Here is a 16,971-nt window from a genome sequence, read left to right on the forward strand (position 1 = left end):
CCGCCGCCGGAGTCGCCGTCCTCGGGCTCGTACTGCTGGCGCCCGGGCTCTACGCCCTCGGGGTCGTCGCCGGGGCGCGCGCCGCGCTGACGCGACTTCTGCTGGAGCCGGGCCACCAGGACTTGGGGCTTCGGGTCGTCGAACTCGCCCGCTCCCGGCTGCGGTTGGTGGACGCCTTCGAGGCCGAGCGCCGCCGTATCGAGCGAGACCTGCACGACGGCGCCCAACAACGGCTCGTCGCCCTCACCGTGACCCTCGGCCTCGCTCGCCTCGACGCCCCGCCCGGCCCCCTCGCCGACCAGCTCGCCAAGGCCCACGACGAGGCCGGACACGCCCTCGCCGAACTCCGCGAACTGATCCACGGCATCCATCCCCGCGTCCTCGTCGACTACGGCCTCGAAGCCGCCGTCGCCGACGCCGCCGACCGGAGTGCCGTACCCGTGGACCTCGAACTCGACCTGCCCGAACGGTTGCCGCCGGCCGTCGAGGCCACCGCCTACTTCGTCGTCTGCGAGGCCCTCGCCAACATCGACCGGCACAGCGGCGCCACCCGGGCCGGGGTGCGGGGCGGACACCGGGACGGACGGCTGGTGCTGGAGGTCTACGACGACGGGTGCGGGGGCGCGGACGCCGGGCGGGGGAGCGGGCTGACCGGGCTCGGGGACCGGGTGTCAGTGCTGGATGGTTCACTTCAGGTGTCGAGTCCGGTGGGCGGTCCGACGGTCCTGCGGGTGGACATCCCGTGCGCGGACAACGCGTGCGCGGGCATTCTCTGCGGTACGGAGGGGGAGCGGGGGGAGTGATGGTCGAGGGGGAGCGGTCGGCGCTGCGTGTCGTGCTGGCCGAGGACAGTGTGCTGTTGCGGGACGGGATCGTCGCGCTGCTCGCCCGGTTCGGGCACAAGGTGGTGGCCGCGGTCGGGGACGCGGACGCCCTGCTGGCCGCCGTCGCCGAGCACACGCCGGACATCGTGGTGACGGACGTGCGGATGCCGCCCGGCTTCCAGGACGAGGGCCTGCACGCGGCGATGCGGCTGCGCGCGGAGCGCCCGGGACTGCCGGTGCTGGTGCTCAGCCAGTACGTCCAGCGCGCCTACGCCGCCGAGCTCCTCGACTCCGGTGACGGCACCGGCGTCGGCTATCTCCTCAAGGACCGGGTCGGCCAGGTCGAGGAGTTCGTGGACGCGCTGAGCGAGGTCGCGGCCGGTGGCACGGTCGTCGACCCGGAGGTCGTACGGCAGTTGCTGCGCCGGCGCCGTGATCCGCTGGGGCGGCTGACCCCGCGCGAGCGGGAGGTGCTGGGGCTGGTCGCGCAGGGCCGGTCCAACGGCGCGATAGCCCGCGAACTGGTGGTCACCGAGGCCGCCGTCGGCAAGCACATAGGCAGCATCCTCGCCAAGCTGGACCTGCCGCCGGCGGACGACGCGCACCGCAGGGTGCTGGCCGTGCTCACCTACCTGAGGGGCTGACCGGCGCGGCGCCCGCGGTCACGGCGTCTTCGCGCGGTCACCGTGCCCTCCGCGCGGTCACAGCGCCGCCGCGCGGTCACAGCGCCTTCGCGAAGCAGCGGCTGTCGTCGAAGAGGCGGTAGTAGCCGAACTTCACGCAGGGCTCGTAGCCGCTGGACGTGTAGAGGGCGATGGCCTCGGGCTGCTTGGTGCCGGTCTCCAGGACCATGCGGACGCGGCCGGCAGCGCGGGCGTCCTCCTCCAGGGCGGCCAGCATGCGGCGGGCGAGGCCCAGGCCGCGCGCCCGCTTGACCACGAACATCCGCTTGAGCTCGGCGTCGCCGTCCTCGTTGCCCTCGCCGTTGGCGTCCTGGGCGCGCCAGCCGCCGGTGGCGACGGGGTTGTCGTCCTCGTCGTACGCGATCAGGTACACGCCGTTGGGTGGTTCGAAGTCCGGTGGGGCGAGCGGGGTGGCGTCGCCGCCGTCGCCGTAGCGGACTTGGTATTCCGCCTGGACCTCGTCGTTCAGCTTCACGGCGTCGGGGTGGTCGAAGGGAACCGTACGTATATTCATGCCGAAAATCGTATACCTACTCGAAAGGAGGATCCGGGCGGATCCGGGCTCCGTCCAGTGTGCCGGTATCGTGCCGGGGTGCTCACTGTGACCTCTGCAAATGTGAACGGACTGCGGGCCGCCGCGAAGAAGGGCTTCGTGGAGTGGCTCGCCGGGACCTCCGCCGATGTGCTCTGCCTCCAGGAGGTGCGAGCCGAGCCGCAGCAGCTGCCGGAGCACGTCCGCACCCCCGAGGGCTGGCACGTCGTGCACGCGCCGGCCGCCGCCAAGGGCCGCGCGGGCGTCTCCCTCTACACCCGCCGCGAGCCCGACCGCATCCAGGTCGGCTTCGGATCGGCCGAGTTCGACGACAGCGGCCGCTACGTCGAGGCCGACCTCCCCGGCGTCACGGTCGCGAGCCTCTACCTGCCCTCCGGCGAGGTCGGCACCGAGCGGCAGGACGAGAAGATCCGCTTCATGGACGAGTTCCTCGCCTACCTCAAGGATCTGCGCGAGCGGGCCGCCGCCGACGGCCGCGAGGTCGTCGTCTGCGGCGACTGGAACATCGCCCACCAGCAGGCCGACCTCAAGAACTGGCGCGCCAACCAGAAGAGCTCCGGCTTCCTGCCGGAGGAGCGCGAGTGGCTGAGCCGGGTCTTCGACGCGACGGACGGGGCGTACGTCGACGTCGTACGGGCGCTGCATCCGGACGTGGAGGGGCCGTACTCGTGGTGGTCGTACCGGGGGCGGGCCTTCGACAACGACAGCGGATGGCGCATCGACTACCACGTGACGACGCAAGGGCTCGCCGCCAAGGCGGTCAAGGGGTATGTCGAGCGGGCGGCCACGCACGACGAGCGCTGGTCCGACCACGCGCCGGTGACGGTCGTCTACGACCTCTGAGCGACCTAACTGCCCTGCTGCAGGCGCCGGTCCATGGCCATCGACAGTTCCGCCTCCACCACGCTCTTCGCCAGTGGCCGCAGTCGTTGCAGGTCTTCCGGTGTGCCGCCCTGGGCGAGGACCAGGTCGGCGAAGAGGTCGGCGAGGGACTCCGTGTGGGCACGGACGCGGCGGCCCGCGTCGAGGACGTCGGCGAGGGGGATGCCCTCGCGGACCAGTGCGGCGGTGACGTCGAGGAGGCGGCGGCTGATGTGGACGATCTCGCTGCCGTCGGTGCCGAGGTAGCCGAGTTCGAGTGAGGCGGCGAAGTTCTCGGGGGTGGCCTGGTCGCCGAAGTAGTCGGCGAGGGCCTCCGGGGTGAGCCGGACCGGGGTCTCCTCGGTGGGGGCGCCCAGCCCCAGCAGCTCGCCGACGTTGCGGCCGTGGTCGAAGGCCTCGGCGAGTTCGGCGATGCCGTTGAGGGTGTGACCGCGTTCGAGGAGCGCCGAGATCGTGCGCAGGCGGGCCAGGTGCGTCTCGTCGTACCAGGCGATACGGCCCTCCCGGCGGGGCGGGGGGATGAGTTTGCGCTCGCGGTAGAAGCGCAGGGTGCGCACCGTGATGCCGGCCCGCTCGGCCAGTTCCTCCATGCGGTACTCGCGCTTCTGGTCTGCCTTCTCCGCCACGCACGCACCCTACGTCGTGCCCCAGGTACCCGCGGCGGCAGCCGCTGATGTAAACGTCCTCGTACCGCCCCCTACCCATGAGTACGGAGCTGCTCTACAGTCCGATTGCGCCAGTGTTCACTGGCGCGGTTGCACGGTCGTATGGGAGGGCACGGGATGACCGAACACGAGCATGTGCGGGTGGCGGTGATCGGCTCGGGGTTCGGCGGGCTGGGGGCCGCGGTGCGGCTGCGGCGCGAGGGCGTCACCGACTTCGTCGTCCTGGAGCGCGCCGACAGCGTCGGCGGGACCTGGCGGGACAACAGCTACCCCGGGTGCGCCTGCGACGTACCGTCCCACCTGTACTCGTTCTCCTTCGCGCCCAACCCCGACTGGCCGCGCACCTTCTCCGGGCAGGAGCACATCCGCGGCTACCTGGAGCACGTCACGGACGTCTTCCGGCTCCGCCCGCACATCCGCTTCAACTCCGAAGTGAAGATGATGACTTGGGACGCGGAGCGGCTGCGCTGGGACATCGAGACCAGCAGCGGTTCCTACTCCGCCGATCTCGTCGTCTCCGCGACCGGGCCCCTCTCCGACCCCAAGATCCCGGACATCCCGGGGCTCGACTCCTTCCCCGGCAAGGTGTTCCACTCCGCCCGCTGGGACCACGACTACGAGCTGCGCGGCAAGCGCGTCGCCATGGTCGGCACCGGCGCCTCCGCGATCCAGATCGTGCCGTCGATCCAGCCCGAGGTGGAACGCCTCACCCTCTTCCAGCGCACCCCGCCCTGGGTGATGCCCCGCGTCGACCGCGCCATCAGCGGCGCCGAACGCGCCCTGCACCGCGCGCTGCCCTTCACCACCCAGGCCCGCCGCGGACTCCTGTGGGGACTGCGGGAGTTGCAGGTCCAGGCGTTCACCAAGCGGCCCGACGAGCTGGGCATGATCGAGCGGCTGGCCAAGCGGAACATGGCCCGCTCCATCAAGGACCCGGCCCTGCGCGCCAAACTCACCCCCGACTACCGCATCGGCTGCAAACGCATCCTGCTCTCCAGCGCCTACTATCCGGCCCTCGCCCAGCCCAATGTCGACGTCGTGGCCAGCGGGTTGAGCGAGGTCCGCGGCTCGACGGTCGCCGCCGCCGACGGCAGTACGGCCGAGGTCGACGCGATCGTCTTCGGTACCGGCTTCCACGTCACGGACATGCCGATCGCCGACCGGGTCGTCGGCGTGGGCGGGCGGACGCTGGCCGAGGCCTGGCAGGGCGGCATGCAGGCGCTGCGTGGCGCCTCGGCGGCCGGGTTCCCGAACTGGATGACCATCATCGGGCCCAACACCGGCCTCGGGAACTCCTCGATGATCCTGATGATCGAGTCCCAGCTGAACTACATGGCCGACTACGTACGGCAGTTGGACGTCCTCGGCGGACGTGTCGCCCTCGACGCCCGGCCCGCCGCCGTGGACGTCTGGAACCGGCGTGTGCAGGAACGCATGAAGCGGACCGTGTGGAACACCGGCGGCTGCACCAGCTGGTACCTCGACGCGAACGGCCGCAACACCACCGTCTGGCCCGGCACGACCACCGAGTTCCGCACGGCCACGCGGCGCGTGGACCTCGCGGAGTACGAGGTCGTACGGGCGCCCGCCGAGAAGGCCGAGAAGGCCGAGAAGGCGGAGGCGTCGGAGGCGTCGGAGGTGGTGGACGCGTGAGCCGTCTCCTGCACGTCACGTCCGGGCCGTATGCCCCGCCCGTCCCCGTCCGCGAGTTGACCGTCACCTCGGCCGACGGCTCCCGGCTGCACGTCGAGGTGCACGGCCCCGAGGGCGCGCCGGCCGTCGTCCTCGCCCACGGCTGGTCCTGCTCCACGGCCTTCTGGGCCGCCCAGACAAGGGACTTGGCGGTCGACCATCGGGTCGTCGTCTACGACCAGCGGGGCCACGGGCGCAGTCCGGCGGCCGTCTCCTACAGCACCGACGCGCTCGCCGACGACCTGGAAGCCGTACTCGAAGCGACCCTCACCCCCGGTGAGAAGGCCGTGATCGTGGGGCACTCCATGGGCGGGATGACGGTGCTGGCGGCGGCCGGGCGGGCCGGGTTCCGGGAGCACGCGGTGGCCGTGCTGCTGTGCAGTACCGGCAGTTCGCGGCTGGTCGACGAGTCGCGCGTGGTGCCGATGCGGGCCGGGCGGACCCGGACCTGGCTGACCCGGAAGGTTCTCGGCAGCCGGGCACCGCTCGGGCCGGTCACGCCCGCCGCGCGCCGGATCCTGAAGTACGCGACGATGGGACCCGGTTCCGCGCCGCACATGGTCGAGGCGTGTGCGCGGATCGTGCACGCGTGTCCGCGGACGGTGCGGCACGCGTGGTCGCAGGTTCTCGACTCCCTCGATCTCGACCACGGCGTACGGGAGTTGGCGGTGCCCACGGCCGTCGTCGTCGGTACGGCGGACCGGATGACGCCGCCGGTGCACGCGCGGGCGCTGGTCGCCGCGCTGCCGCAGTGCGTCGGGAGCACCGAGTTGACGGGGCTCGGGCACATGACCCCCGTCGAGGCGCCGCGGCTGGTCAGCGCGAAGATCCGCGAACTGGCCGCCACCTACATCGAGTTGGACCCGATCGATCAGATCAAGGAGGGCGCATGAGCCGCAAGGTGAGCCTGGAGGGTCAGGTCGCGGTCGTGACCGGGGCCGCGCGGGGCGTCGGCGAACTGCTCGCCCGCAAGCTGTCCGCGCGCGGCGCGAAGGTCGCGCTGGTCGGGCTGGAACCGGACGCGCTGAAGCAGGTCGCCGAGCGGCTGCACACGGACAGCGCCTCCTGGTACGCGGATGTCACCGACCACGAGGCGATGGCGCGGGTCGCGGCCGAGGTCAAGGAGCGGTTCGGGAAGGTCGACATCGTCGTCGCCAACGCCGGTGTCGCCAGCGGCGGGCCGTTCGTCGACTCCGATCCGGTCGCGTGGCGGCGGGTGATCGAGGTCAATCTGATCGGGTCCGCCGTGACCGCGCGGGCGTTTCTGCCGGTGCTGATGGAGAGCCGGGGGTACCTGCTGCAGATCGCGTCCCTCGCCGCGATCACGCCCGCGCCGATGATGACCGCGTACTGCGCGTCCAAGGCGGGTGTCGAGGCGTACGCGCACAGCCTGCGCGCCGAGGTCGGCTACAAGGGCGTCCGTGTCGGGGTCGGGTATCTGTCCTGGACCGACACGGACATGGTGCGCGGGGCCGATCAGGACGACGTCATGCGGGAGTTGAGGCAACGGCTGCCGTGGCCGGCCAACAAGACGTATCCGCTGGGGCCGGCCGTGGACCGGATCGTCGCCGGGATCGAACGGCGGGCGAGCCATGTGTACGGGCAGGGGTGGCTGCGGGGGACGCAGGGTGTGCGCGGGTATCTCCCGGGGATCATCGGGGCGGTGGGGCAGCGGGAGATGCGGCGGTTCGGATCTCGGTTGGAAGGGATGCGGTCGGGGCTTGTCGGGGCGGGCGGAGCCGCTGATGAGGAGGCTCGCGCTACGGAACGTAGCTGACCGAAATGCGAACTGTGTCCGGTCGTGTGAATCTGGTCGAGGCCCCATCGAGGGGCCCACGAATCCCCCCCTCAGTACGGGAGTGAACCCACATGGGTATGAAGGACCAGTTCCAGGACAAGGCCGAGGACCTCGCCAACAAGGCCAAGGAGAAGATGGGCCAGGGCAAGGACGAGGCGGGTTCGCGCGGCGGGCAGCAGCGGGACGAGGTGTCTGAGCGCGTCCAGCGTGAAGAGGACGGGATGGATCAGGACTTCGACGTTTAGTTGAGGCCTGACTTTGCGTGGGGCGCCCTGAGTTGTTGGGGCGTCCCACGTTTCGTTGTTGGGTGCGGGGCGGTGGGGGCTGGGCGCGCCCACGCGGCGGAGCCGCAAATAGATACAGCCCCGCGCCCCTAGGTGACTTGCGCTGCTGTCTCTTAAGAGCGTGGGGGGAGTTTGGGTCTTGAGCGGTCCGGTACGGCGCTGTAGTCGGGCGGAGTCGCCGCGGGATGGATGGCCAGCAGATCCAGGGCCAGTTTGATCGCGTCGTCCAGCTGGGCGTGTCTGCCCTCTGCCCAGTCCAGGGGTGTGCGGAGGATCTCCAAGTCCGGTGTGACGCCACGGTTTTCCACCGACCAGCCATACGCGTCGAACCAGGCCGCGTTCATCGGGACGGTGATCACCGTGCCGTCGCCGAGTTGGTGGCGGCCGGTCATGCCGACCACGCCGCCCCAGGTGCGTTGGCCTACGACCGGGCCCAGCTTCAGCAGTTTGAACGCCGCCGTGATCATGTCGCCGTCCGACGACGTCGCCTCGTCGGCCAGCGCAACCACCGGGCCCCTGGGGGCATTTGACGCGTACGACACCGGTTGGGCGTTGCGGGTCAGGTCCCAGCCGAGGATCGTGCGGGTGAGTTTCTCCACCACCAACTCGCTGATGTGGCCGCCCGCGTTGCCGCGTACGTCGACGATGAGGGCGGGGCGCGAGACCTCCAGGCGCAGGTCGCGGTTGAACTGGGCCCAGCCGGAGCCGCCCATGTCGGGGATGTGGAGGTAGCCGCAGTGGCCGCCGCTCAACTCCCGTACCACCGCCCGGCGTTTGGCCACCCAGTCCTGGTAGCGGAGGGGGCGTTCGTCGATGAGGGGGACGACCGCGACGCGGCGGGATCGGCCTTCGCCCTCCGCCGGGGTGAACGTCAGCTCCACCGTCGTGCCGCCCGCGCCCGCCAACAGGGGGTAGGGGCCGGTCAGTTGGTCCACCGGGCGCCCGTCGACGTGCGTGAGGACCGCGCCCTCGCGGATGCCCGTGCCGGCCAGCGGGGAGCGGGCCTTGGAGTCCGAGGACTCGCCGGGGAGGATGCGGGTCACCGTCCAACCTCCCTCCCTGCGGACCAGGTTGGCGCCCAGCAGGCCCTGGCGGCGCTGGTAGTGGGGCGGGCCCTCGTTGCGGCGGGACGCGGTGACGTAGGCGTGCGATGTGCCCAACTCGCCCAGGACTTCGCGGAGCAGGTCCGCGAAGTCCTGGGCGAGTTGGGCACATCGCACGCCTACGTCACCGCGTCCCGCCGCCACGAGGGGCGACGCGTTCCACCAACGGGCGGTACTGGGCCAGGACGCCGTTCCAGTCGATGCCGCACATCTGCGGGTCCCAGTAGTAGGCGCGGATCAGACGGCCCGCCTCCTCGTAGGACTGGCGCCACTCGGCGGGCGGGTCGACCTCGTGCAGGATGCGGCGCAGGTCGATCCAGACCGTGGAGTCTCCGTCGCCGGACTCCGTGGAAGGGACCGCGCGCAGTTCGTCCTCGTCGACCACCACCAGGCGCGAGCCGTCGCCGCTCACCGCGAACCAGTCGAGGTGGTCCACGAGTTCGGACTTCTTCGCCTTGCTGATGTTGAAGTGTTCGAGGGTCGGGCGGCCGCTGGTGTCGTCCGGATTCGCGAAGGTCTCGCCCAGCGCGCCCGAGATCGGCCAGCGCAGCCAGACCAGGCCGCCGCCCGAAACCGGGTACAGCGCCGAGTACTTGGAGGCCGAGACGGGGAACGGCGTGACCCTGCTCTCCAGGCCCTCCACCTCCACCGTCACCGCGCCGTCCGCGCCCTCGTCGTCCGCCGCCGCGTCGAGTCCGCCGGCGGCCGGCCGGCCCTCCGGGGTCAGCGCGAAGGGGGAGGGGGTGGCCGAGGAGAGGGGGACCAGGTAGGGGCGGCAGCCGAGCGGGAAGGACAGGTCACCGGTGTGGACGTCGTAGACCGGGTCGAAGCCGCGCCACGAGAGGAAGGCGAGGTAGCGGCCGTCCCTGGTGAAGACCGGATTCTCGTCCTCGAAGCGGCCGTTGGTGACGTCGACGATCAGACGGTCCTTGATCCGGGCCATCTTGATCTGGCGCAGCGAGCGGCCGACGCCCGGGTGGGACCAGGTCAGCCAGCTGCCGTCGGGGGAGAAGGCGAGGTCCCGTACCGGCCCGTTGATCGAGCAGATCAGTTCGGTCACTTCGCCGTTGGAGTCCTCGGTCGCATCGAGCAGGAGCAGTCGTCCGTCGTGGGCCGCGATCGCCAGGCGTTCGCCCGCCGTGTCCGACACCAGCTCCAGTACGCGGCCCACCTCGCCGGAGGCCAGGCGGCGGGGGGCGCGGTCGCCGGTGGCGCGGGGGAGGTAGGCGATCTCGATCGCGTCCTCGCCGTCCGCGTCGGTGACGTAGGCGACCTGCCCGCCGCTGCCGAGCATCTCGGGGAGGCGGACCCGTACGCCCGGGGTGTCCGTGATGGTGCGGGCGGGCCCGTCGCGGTGGGTCAGCCAGTACAGGCTGCCGCGGACGACTACGGCGCTCGCCCGGCCCGTCTCGTCGACCGAGATGCCGTCGACGTGCTGGGCGGCCGGGACCTGGTACGTACGGCGGCCCGCGCGTGGGCCGCTCAGGCGGACGTCGAGCTTGCGCGGGAGCGAGGCCGCGGACAGGGCGTCGACGATCCAGAGGTCACCGGCGCACTGGTACACGACCCGGGTGCCGTCGCTGGCCGCGTGCCGGGCGTAGAAGGCGTCGTGGTCGGTGTGGCGGCGCAGGTCGGAGCCGTCGTAGGCGCAGGAGTAGAGGTTGCCGATGCCCTCGTGGTCGGAGAGGAAGGCGATGCGGCCGTCGACGAACATCGGGGAGTGGAGGTGGCCTTCGAGGTCGGCGAGGAGGCGGCGGCCGTGCAGCCAGAGGCGGCCCATGGCGCCGCCGCGGTAACGCTTCCAGGCGGCCGGTTCGTGGGGTGGGGTGCCGGTGAGGAGGAGGGTCCGGTGTTCGCCGTCGATGTCGGCGAGCTGGATGTCGGAGACCGGGCCCCAGGGGAGCCGGCCGCCGGGGTCGCCGTCGGTGGGGACCTTGTGGGCCCAGGTGAAGTAGGAGAACGGTTCGCCGTGGGAGGCCACCGCGAGGATGTCGGAGTTTCCTTCCCTGTCGGGGGGCGTCCAGCCACAGACCTGGGTGTCGGCGCTGCCCCAGTAGGTGAGTCTGCGGCCGGGCCCGCCGTCGACCGGGACGAGGTGGATCTCCGGGACCAGGCTCCGCCAGGTCGTGTACGCGAGGTGGCGGCCGTCGGGGGAGAAGCGGGGGTGGCCGAGCTTGGTGCGGTCGACGGTGAGGCGCCAGGCGCGGCCCCCGCCGTCGAGGGGGGCCAGCCAGAGGTCGTCCTCGGCGACGAAGCTCAGCAGGTCTCCGTTGAGGTGCGGCAGGCGCAGATAGCTCACGTCCCTATGCTTTTCCGCGGGACGGACCGGAGCAACTTGTGAAAAATCACCGAGGTGGCTCGGCGGGTGACTCGGCGGGTGACTCGATGGGTGAGTCAACACACGTACGAAACGGTTTCGTTTCGTAGAAGGGTGCGCTACATTCGTCATGTACGAAACCGTGTCGTTCGGAGCTGGAAGGTGAGTCGCATGACTGAAGTCGCAACGGCGCGTCGCAGTCGCATCACACCCGAGCGCGAGGCCGAGCTGTACGAGGCCGTGCTCGACCTGCTCCGCGAAGTCGGCTACGACGCCCTCACCATGGACGCCGTCGCCGCCCGCACCCGCTCCAGCAAGGCGACCCTCTACCGCCAGTGGGGCGGCAAGGCCGAGCTGGTGGCGAAAGCCGTGCGGCACAGCAAGCCGGGCCGGCCCACCGATGTCGACACCGGAACACTCCGGGGCGACATGCACGCCATGGTGGCCCGCGAGGACGACTGCCGGATCGAGCAGACCTCCGCGCTGATGCGGGGTCTGGCCATGGCGACGCACAACCACCCGGACCTGCTCCAGGCGTTCCGGGAACTGCTCGTCGAACCGGAGATGGAAGAGTTCCGCGTCGTCATGCAGCGCGCCGTCGACCGGGGTGAGATCCGTGCGGACTGCCCCGCGCTGGAGTTCGTGGTGCACATGATGATCGGCGCCTTCGCCACCCGCACGGTGATCGAGGATCTGCCGCCGACCCAGGCCTATCTGACCTCGTACATCGACGCCGTAGTGCTCCCCGCGCTCGGCGCACCCACCACCTGAAAGACCCACAGCACGCCCACCTGACGTAACCGCTCACGTCGTCGGGCAGATCAACCGTGTCCCCAACCGGTCGATCACCCCTGCCCTGAAGAACCCCACGACCTGACCGGGAGTACGCCCTCGTGGCCACGTTCCTCTACAAAGTCGGCCGGCTCGCCTTCAGGCGACGCCACTACGTCGCCCTCCTCTGGATAGCGCTGCTGACCCTCGCGGGAGTCGGCGCGGCCAGCGCGCCCGCAGCCGGATCCACCTCCTTCTCCGTACCGGGAACCGAGGCCCAGAAGGCCTTCGACCTGCTGGAACAGCGCTTCCCCGGGATGAGCGCCGACGGCGCCACCGCCCGGGTCGTCTTCAAGGCCCCGGCCGGCGAGAAGCTGGACTCCGGCGTCAACAAGGCCACGATCGAGAAGACCGTCAAGGATCTCGGCGACGGCTCCGAGGTCGTCTCGGTCGCCGACCCCTTCAAGGGCAAGGCCGTCAGCAAGGACGGCACGATCGCCTACGCGTCCGTGAAGTACAAGGTCTCCGGCATGGAGCTGAAGGACGCCTCCAAGGACGCCCTGAAGGAGACCGCGCAGCAGGCGCGCGACGCGGGACTGACGGTCGAGGTCGGCGGTGACGCGCTCACCGCGACCCCCGAGACGGGCTCCACGGAGATCATCGGCATCGCGGTGGCCGCGGTGGTCCTGGTCATCACCTTCGGTTCGCTGCTCGCGGCCGGATTCCCGCTGCTCACCGCCCTGATCGGGGTCGGCATCGGCGTCTCGACGATCACGGCCCTGGCCAGCGCCCTCGACCTGGGCACCACCACCTCCACCCTGGCGATGATGATCGGCCTCGCGGTCGGCATCGACTACGCCCTGTTCATCGTCTCCCGCTACCGCGCGGAACTGGCCGAGGGCCGCGAACGCGAGGACGCGGCCGGACGGGCCGTCGGCACGGCGGGCTCGGCGGTCGTCTTCGCGGGCCTGACGGTCGTGATCGCCCTGGTCGGCCTCTCCGTGGTCAACATCCCGATGCTGACGAAGATGGGCGTGGCGGCGGCCGGCACGGTGGCGATAGCGGTCCTCATCGCTCTCACCATGATCCCGGCCCTGCTCGGCTACGCGGGCCGGAAGATCAAGCCCACCGGCCAGAAGAGCAAGGCCCTGGGCGGCGGACGCGCCAAGTCGGCCGAGACGTCGGCCCGCCCGAACATGGGCACCCGCTGGGCGAGCTTCGTCGTACGACGCCCCCTGGCCGTCCTGCTGCTGGGCGTGATCGGACTCGGCGCGGCGGCGATCCCGGCGGCCTCCCTCGAACTGGGCCTCGGCGACGACGGTTCGCAGCCGACCTCCACCACCCAGCGCCGGGCCTACGACCTCCTGTCCGACGGCTTCGGTCCCGGCTTCAACGGCCCGTTGATGGTCGTCGTCGACGCGAAGGACAGCAAGACCCCCAAGGCCGACGTCACCACGGTCACCGACAAGATCAAGTCCCTCAAGGACGTCGCCACCGTCACCCCGGCGAGCTTCAACAAGGACGGCGACACCGCGACGATCACCGTGATCCCGGACTCCAAGCCGTCGTCCGTCACGACGGAGGACCTCGTCCACGGCATCCGGGACGCGGGCACCCAGATCAGGACGGACACCGATTCGACGGTCCTGGTCACCGGTACCACCGCGATGAACATCGACGTCTCGCAGAAACTGAACGACGCCCTGATCCCGTACCTGATCCTGGTGGTAGGCCTGGCGTTCCTGCTCCTGATCGTGGTGTTCCGCTCGATCCTGGTCCCGCTGAAGGCGGCGCTCGGCTTCCTGCTCTCCGTCATGGCGGCGCTCGGCGCGGTCGTCGCGGTCTTCCAGTGGGGCTGGCTGTCCGGCCTGCTGGGCGTCGAGGAGACCGGCCCCGTCATGTCGATGATGCCGATCTTCATGGTCGGAGTGGTCTTCGGACTGGCCATGGACTACGAGGTGTTCCTCGTGACCCGGATACGCGAGGCCCACGTCCACGGCGAGAAGCCGAGCCAGGCGATCGTCACCGGCTTCAGGCACAGCGCCCGGGTGGTGACGGCGGCTGCCGTCATCATGATCGCGGTGTTCTCCGGCTTCATCAGCTCCAGCGAATCCATGATCAAGATGATCGGCTTCGGTCTCGCGATCGCCGTCTTCTTCGACGCGTTCGTCGTCCGCATGGCGATCGTCCCGGCGGTACTGGCCCTGCTCGGGAAGCGGGCCTGGTGGCTGCCGAAGTGGCTGAACCGGGCACTGCCCAACGTCGACGTCGAGGGCGAGGGCCTGCGCGACCTCGACTCCAAGGACTCGGATCCCGACGAGGACCGGGAGTTGGTCCGGGCCTGAGGCGGCTGCCGCGAGGCACTGAGGCACCGGACAACTGATCTGCCGCGCCACCGAGTTCGGGTGGCGCGGCAGATCGCGTCGGTGACAGGGTTACTGCCGTGACAGCACTGGACGATCTGGTACGGCTGCTCGGCCCGTCGACCGTGGCAAGGACCCCGTCCCCCGACGACTGGACCGAGACCGAGGCGTACGTCGCCTCGCCCCTGCCCACCGACTTCAAGACGTTCCTCGACACCTACGGCACAGGCGTCATCTGCGACGAACTGGTGATCTTCCACCCGCGCGGCGACAGCCCTCTCCTCGCTCGGATGCGCCAGGTCCACGAGAGGCGCGCCGAGGCCCGGCGCCGCGCTCCGGACCTGCACACCTTCCCCGTCCACCCGGAACCCGGCGGCCTGATCTCCTGGGGCTACGACCACTCCGGCAACGAGCACTTCTTCTGGCCGTGCGACCCCGACCCGGACCGGTGGAAGGTCGTCACCGACAGCCATGGCCTGGAACTGGAGGTCTTCGAGGGGCCGTTCACCGCGTTCGTCCTCGACTACGTCGAGCAACTGCGGAACCTGGACCCGCACCACGGACTCGGTCCGGACGAACTGGAGTTCCTGGAGCCGGAAGACCTCGCGGAACTGGCCGAACGCGGAGAGATCGGACCGGTGGAACCGAGCTTCAAGCCGATCTGAACCGGGCCGATGTCAGTGGGCCGGACTAGCGTGTCGGACATGACCACACTCGCAGAACGGCCCCGCACCGCACTCCTGCTGGTAGACGTCCAGGTCGCCGTCGTGGCCGACGCGTACGAGCGTGACGCGGTCGTCGCCAACATCGCCGCACTAGCCGACCGGGCACGTGAGGAAGACGTCCCCGTCATCTGGGTCCAGCACTCCGACGAGAACGTGCCGAAGGGCAGCGAGGGCTGGCAGTTCGTCCCCGAACTGACCCCCGGTGACCAGGAACCCCAGCTCCACAAGCTCTACCCGGACTCCTTCGACGACACGCCCCTGGAAGAGGTACTGGCCGCCGCCCGGGTCGGACGCCTGGTCGTGGCGGGCGCGTCCACCGACCAGTGCATCCGCTCCACGCTCCACAGCGCGTTCACGCGCGGCTACGACGTGACACTCGTCGGCGACGCCCACACCACGACCGACCTCAGCCAGTGGGGCGCGCCGCCGCCGGAGCAGGTCATCGCCCACACGAACCTCTACTGGAAGTACCACACGGGCCCCGGCCGCACGGCCGGAGTCGAGACGACGAAGGACGTCACCCTCACCATCTGACCCCGGCCCAGGGCGAGTTCGTCACATACGTTTCCCGGCGGACAGCCGAGACCTCCGCGCAGCCAGGAACACCAGCGCGCCGCCCGTGACCAGCAGGGCGGCGGTGCCCGCCCGCAGCAGGACTCCGTCCGCGCCCGTGGCCGCGAGCCCGCCGCCGGTCGTCGTCCCGCCGCTGGTTCCCGCCCCGGAGCCGGACGGACTCGCGGTCGCCGACGGGGACGCGGAGGCGGAGGCGGTGGGCGACGGGCTGGACGTCGCCGAGCCGCCGGCCTTCACCGTGATGGCCGCGGTGTCGTTCGACGCGTCGTCGTCACGATTGGGGTACTCGGCGTTCTCCACCGCCCGCACACTGCCCCGCGCCCCGGGGACGACCCGGTCGATCCGCACCGTGAACTCCTGGGTCACGGAGTCGCCCGGCTTGAAGTCCGTGCTGCCGATGTCGCAGGTGTAGCTCTTCGCGCCGGCCTTGCGCGGTGTGCAGTTCCACAGCGGCCCGGGATCGCCCTGTTCGCCGGGGGAGGGGATGCCGGTGATGGTGGTGCCGGCGGGCGGGGTCACCACGAACGTGCCGGAGTTCTCGGCGTCCATCCACCGGAAGTTCATCCAGCCCGGCCCGTTGTTCCGCACGCCCAGGGTGATGCTCACCGTCTTTCCGACCTTGCCCTCGACCGTGTCGCCGATCGCCTGGTAGTCGGCGTGCTGGGTGGTGGCGAAGGTGCCGTACCCGGAGCCGGAGAATCCGGAGCCGGAGGCGACGGACTTCAGGCCGAGCGGCGCGCCGGTGCCGGTCCCGGGGAAGTCGGCCGGGTCGAAGGAGTCGGGCGAGCTGCCGCCGACCGGCCACACGACGTAGGAGTCGTAGCCGTACATCGTGTCCTTGGCGGCGGTGTAGCGCAGCGGCGCGTCCGTCTCGTAGGCCGCGCCGGCCGCGACCGGGGTGTCGAACCGGCACCAGGCCCCGACGTCGGGCCGTTCCGAGTAGTGGCAGTTGGAGTGGTCACGGGCGAGAGAGACGCCTTCCGAATCCTGCACCAGCAGCATGACGCCCTTGCCGGCGGGGGCTGTGCCGGTGTTGGCGAAGGCCGGGGTGCGCTCGAAGACGCCGCCGGGGGCGATGCCCTTCAACGCCGGATAGGACCGGGAGACGAGCTTCGGCCCACCGACCAGGACATCCGTCTTCCCCGTCACGGTGGCCGCGTCGGAAGCAGTGGCGGTATAGCTGATCACGCCGGTGTCGCCCGCCTTGGCGGCCGCGGTGGGCTTCAGCAGGAACGGGTCGATCGACTCCTTCCCCGACAGCGGGCCCACATCGCACCGCACCTTCAAGGTGCCGGTGCTCACACAGTCCCCCGTGACCACCATCGTCGCTTTCCCGGCGAGCGACGAAGCGTCGACCACGACCGACACGTCATGGGCGTCCCCGCCCGAGGCCGTGATGCCGAGATCCAGGTTCGGCCCCTCTCCCGCAGCGGGGAGGTAGTAGTTCTCCTGAACGTCCAGGACGAGCGTCGTTCCGGCGGCATGCGCGGCCGGGATCGCGACGGCAACAGAGGCAGCCGCGAAAGCGGCAGCAGCCGCAGTCCGCCATGTTCTACGTATCGTCAGCACACAACGTGGACACGCCAAATCACCGGAAGGTTGCCCCCAAGCATCCGTCAGCTGACCAACGGGTTGCGCATCGAGGCGGGACGAAGCCGAGGGGAGCAGACAGCGCCCCCAAAAAAGTGTGTCACTTAGAACGGAAACCGACACACTTTTCAGAACCCCACCCCACCCC

At 70.5% G+C, this 16,971-nt stretch carries 14 protein-coding genes and 1 pseudogene; 11 read left to right on the plus strand and 4 right to left on the minus strand.

Annotated elements, in window-relative coordinates; genetic code table 11:
* Both JHN45_RS47880 and JHN45_RS47885 read left to right on the plus strand, forming a co-directional pair.
* Positions 1 to 803: sensor histidine kinase (locus JHN45_RS47880; protein ID WP_236584903.1), on the plus strand; the 803-nt coding region annotated here is incomplete at its 5' end.
* Positions 803 to 1,468 carry a response regulator transcription factor gene (locus JHN45_RS47885; RefSeq protein ID WP_201055723.1) on the plus strand — a complete coding sequence of 222 codons (666 nt, stop codon included), beginning with the start codon at positions 803 to 805 and terminating at the stop codon, positions 1,466 to 1,468. The genes JHN45_RS47880 and JHN45_RS47885, both read left to right, overlap by 1 nt.
* Before the next feature lie 76 nt (positions 1,469 to 1,544).
* Here JHN45_RS47885 and JHN45_RS47890 read toward each other — a convergent pair whose 3' ends face one another.
* Positions 1,545 to 2,021, minus strand: a complete 477-nt coding sequence (locus tag JHN45_RS47890) for a GNAT family N-acetyltransferase (protein WP_200716278.1) — start codon at positions 2,019 to 2,021, stop codon at positions 1,545 to 1,547.
* Positions 2,022 to 2,099: 78 nt separating this feature from the next.
* On the opposite strand from JHN45_RS47890, the gene JHN45_RS47895 reads away from it, so the two are divergent.
* Complete coding sequence (locus JHN45_RS47895; RefSeq protein ID WP_201055714.1) at positions 2,100 to 2,903, plus strand: exodeoxyribonuclease III; 804 nt, start codon at positions 2,100 to 2,102, stop codon at positions 2,901 to 2,903.
* Positions 2,904 to 2,908: 5 nt separating this feature from the next.
* Here the strand turns inward: JHN45_RS47895 and JHN45_RS47900 are convergent, their stop codons facing one another.
* Entirely contained in the window at positions 2,909 to 3,532 is a 624-nt protein-coding gene (locus JHN45_RS47900) for a MerR family transcriptional regulator (protein ID WP_236584905.1), read from the minus strand.
* Positions 3,533 to 3,724: 192 nt separating this feature from the next.
* Between JHN45_RS47900 and JHN45_RS47905 the strand changes: the two genes are divergently transcribed.
* From JHN45_RS47905 to JHN45_RS47920, 4 genes are all read left to right on the plus strand, one after another.
* Complete coding sequence (locus tag JHN45_RS47905; protein ID WP_201055716.1) at positions 3,725 to 5,260, plus strand: NAD(P)/FAD-dependent oxidoreductase; 1,536 nt, start codon at positions 3,725 to 3,727, stop codon at positions 5,258 to 5,260.
* Positions 5,257 to 6,192, plus strand: coding sequence for an alpha/beta fold hydrolase (locus tag JHN45_RS47910; protein ID WP_201055717.1), 936 nt, complete (start codon positions 5,257 to 5,259; stop codon positions 6,190 to 6,192). Before JHN45_RS47905 ends, JHN45_RS47910 begins: the two co-directional genes overlap by 4 nt.
* Entirely contained in the window at positions 6,189 to 7,076 is an 888-nt protein-coding gene (locus JHN45_RS47915) for an SDR family oxidoreductase (RefSeq protein ID WP_200716273.1), read from the plus strand. The genes JHN45_RS47910 and JHN45_RS47915 overlap by 4 nt, the downstream gene beginning before the upstream one ends.
* 92 nt (positions 7,077 to 7,168) lie before the next feature.
* Positions 7,169 to 7,342, plus strand: coding sequence for a hypothetical protein (locus JHN45_RS47920; protein ID WP_201055718.1), 174 nt, complete (start codon positions 7,169 to 7,171; stop codon positions 7,340 to 7,342).
* A gap of 152 nt (positions 7,343 to 7,494) precedes the next feature.
* Here the strand turns inward: JHN45_RS47920 and JHN45_RS47925 are convergent.
* Positions 7,495 to 10,783: pseudogene (locus JHN45_RS47925) on the minus strand (S41 family peptidase).
* A gap of 189 nt (positions 10,784 to 10,972) precedes the next feature.
* Here JHN45_RS47925 and JHN45_RS47930 point away from each other — a divergent pair.
* The 4 genes from JHN45_RS47930 (at position 10,973) to JHN45_RS47945 (ending at position 15,194) form a co-directional block, all read left to right on the plus strand.
* Positions 10,973 to 11,572 (plus strand): TetR/AcrR family transcriptional regulator, encoded by a 600-nt coding sequence (locus JHN45_RS47930; protein ID WP_200716740.1) that lies wholly within the window; start codon positions 10,973 to 10,975, stop codon positions 11,570 to 11,572.
* 122 nt (positions 11,573 to 11,694) lie between these two features.
* Complete coding sequence (locus JHN45_RS47935) at positions 11,695 to 13,917, plus strand: MMPL family transporter (protein WP_201055719.1); 2,223 nt, start codon at positions 11,695 to 11,697, stop codon at positions 13,915 to 13,917.
* Between the two features lie 98 nt (positions 13,918 to 14,015).
* Positions 14,016 to 14,600 (plus strand): hypothetical protein, encoded by a 585-nt coding sequence (locus JHN45_RS47940; protein ID WP_200716737.1) that lies wholly within the window; start codon positions 14,016 to 14,018, stop codon positions 14,598 to 14,600.
* Positions 14,601 to 14,639: 39 nt separating this feature from the next.
* Positions 14,640 to 15,194 carry an isochorismatase family protein gene (locus tag JHN45_RS47945; protein ID WP_201055721.1) on the plus strand — a complete coding sequence of 185 codons (555 nt, stop codon included), beginning with the start codon at positions 14,640 to 14,642 and terminating at the stop codon, positions 15,192 to 15,194.
* A gap of 21 nt (positions 15,195 to 15,215) precedes the next feature.
* Here JHN45_RS47945 and JHN45_RS47950 read toward each other — a convergent pair whose 3' ends face one another.
* On the minus strand, positions 15,216 to 16,802 hold the full coding sequence (locus JHN45_RS47950) for a hypothetical protein (protein ID WP_201055722.1): 1,587 nt from the start codon (positions 16,800 to 16,802) through the stop codon (positions 15,216 to 15,218).
* Positions 16,803 to 16,971: the final 169 nt, after the last annotated feature.

This window comes from Streptomyces sp. MBT53, assembly GCF_016654115.1.
GTDB lineage: Bacteria > Actinomycetota > Actinomycetes > Streptomycetales > Streptomycetaceae > Streptomyces.

Coding starts and splice junctions, on each gene's coding strand:
- JHN45_RS47885 (WP_201055723.1), top strand. CDS start 803: ATGGTCGAGGGGGAGCGGTCGGCGCTGCGTGTCGTGCTGGCCGAGGAC.
- JHN45_RS47890 (WP_200716278.1), bottom strand. CDS start 2,021: ATGAATATACGTACGGTTCCCTTCGACCACCCCGACGCCGTGAAGCTG.
- JHN45_RS47900 (WP_236584905.1), bottom strand. CDS start 3,532: ATGGAGGAACTGGCCGAGCGGGCCGGCATCACGGTGCGCACCCTGCGC.
- JHN45_RS47905 (WP_201055716.1), top strand. CDS start 3,725: ATGACCGAACACGAGCATGTGCGGGTGGCGGTGATCGGCTCGGGGTTC.
- JHN45_RS47915 (WP_200716273.1), top strand. CDS start 6,189: ATGAGCCGCAAGGTGAGCCTGGAGGGTCAGGTCGCGGTCGTGACCGGG.
- JHN45_RS47920 (WP_201055718.1), top strand. CDS start 7,169: ATGGGTATGAAGGACCAGTTCCAGGACAAGGCCGAGGACCTCGCCAAC.
- JHN45_RS47930 (WP_200716740.1), top strand. CDS start 10,973: ATGACTGAAGTCGCAACGGCGCGTCGCAGTCGCATCACACCCGAGCGC.
- JHN45_RS47945 (WP_201055721.1), top strand. CDS start 14,640: ATGACCACACTCGCAGAACGGCCCCGCACCGCACTCCTGCTGGTAGAC.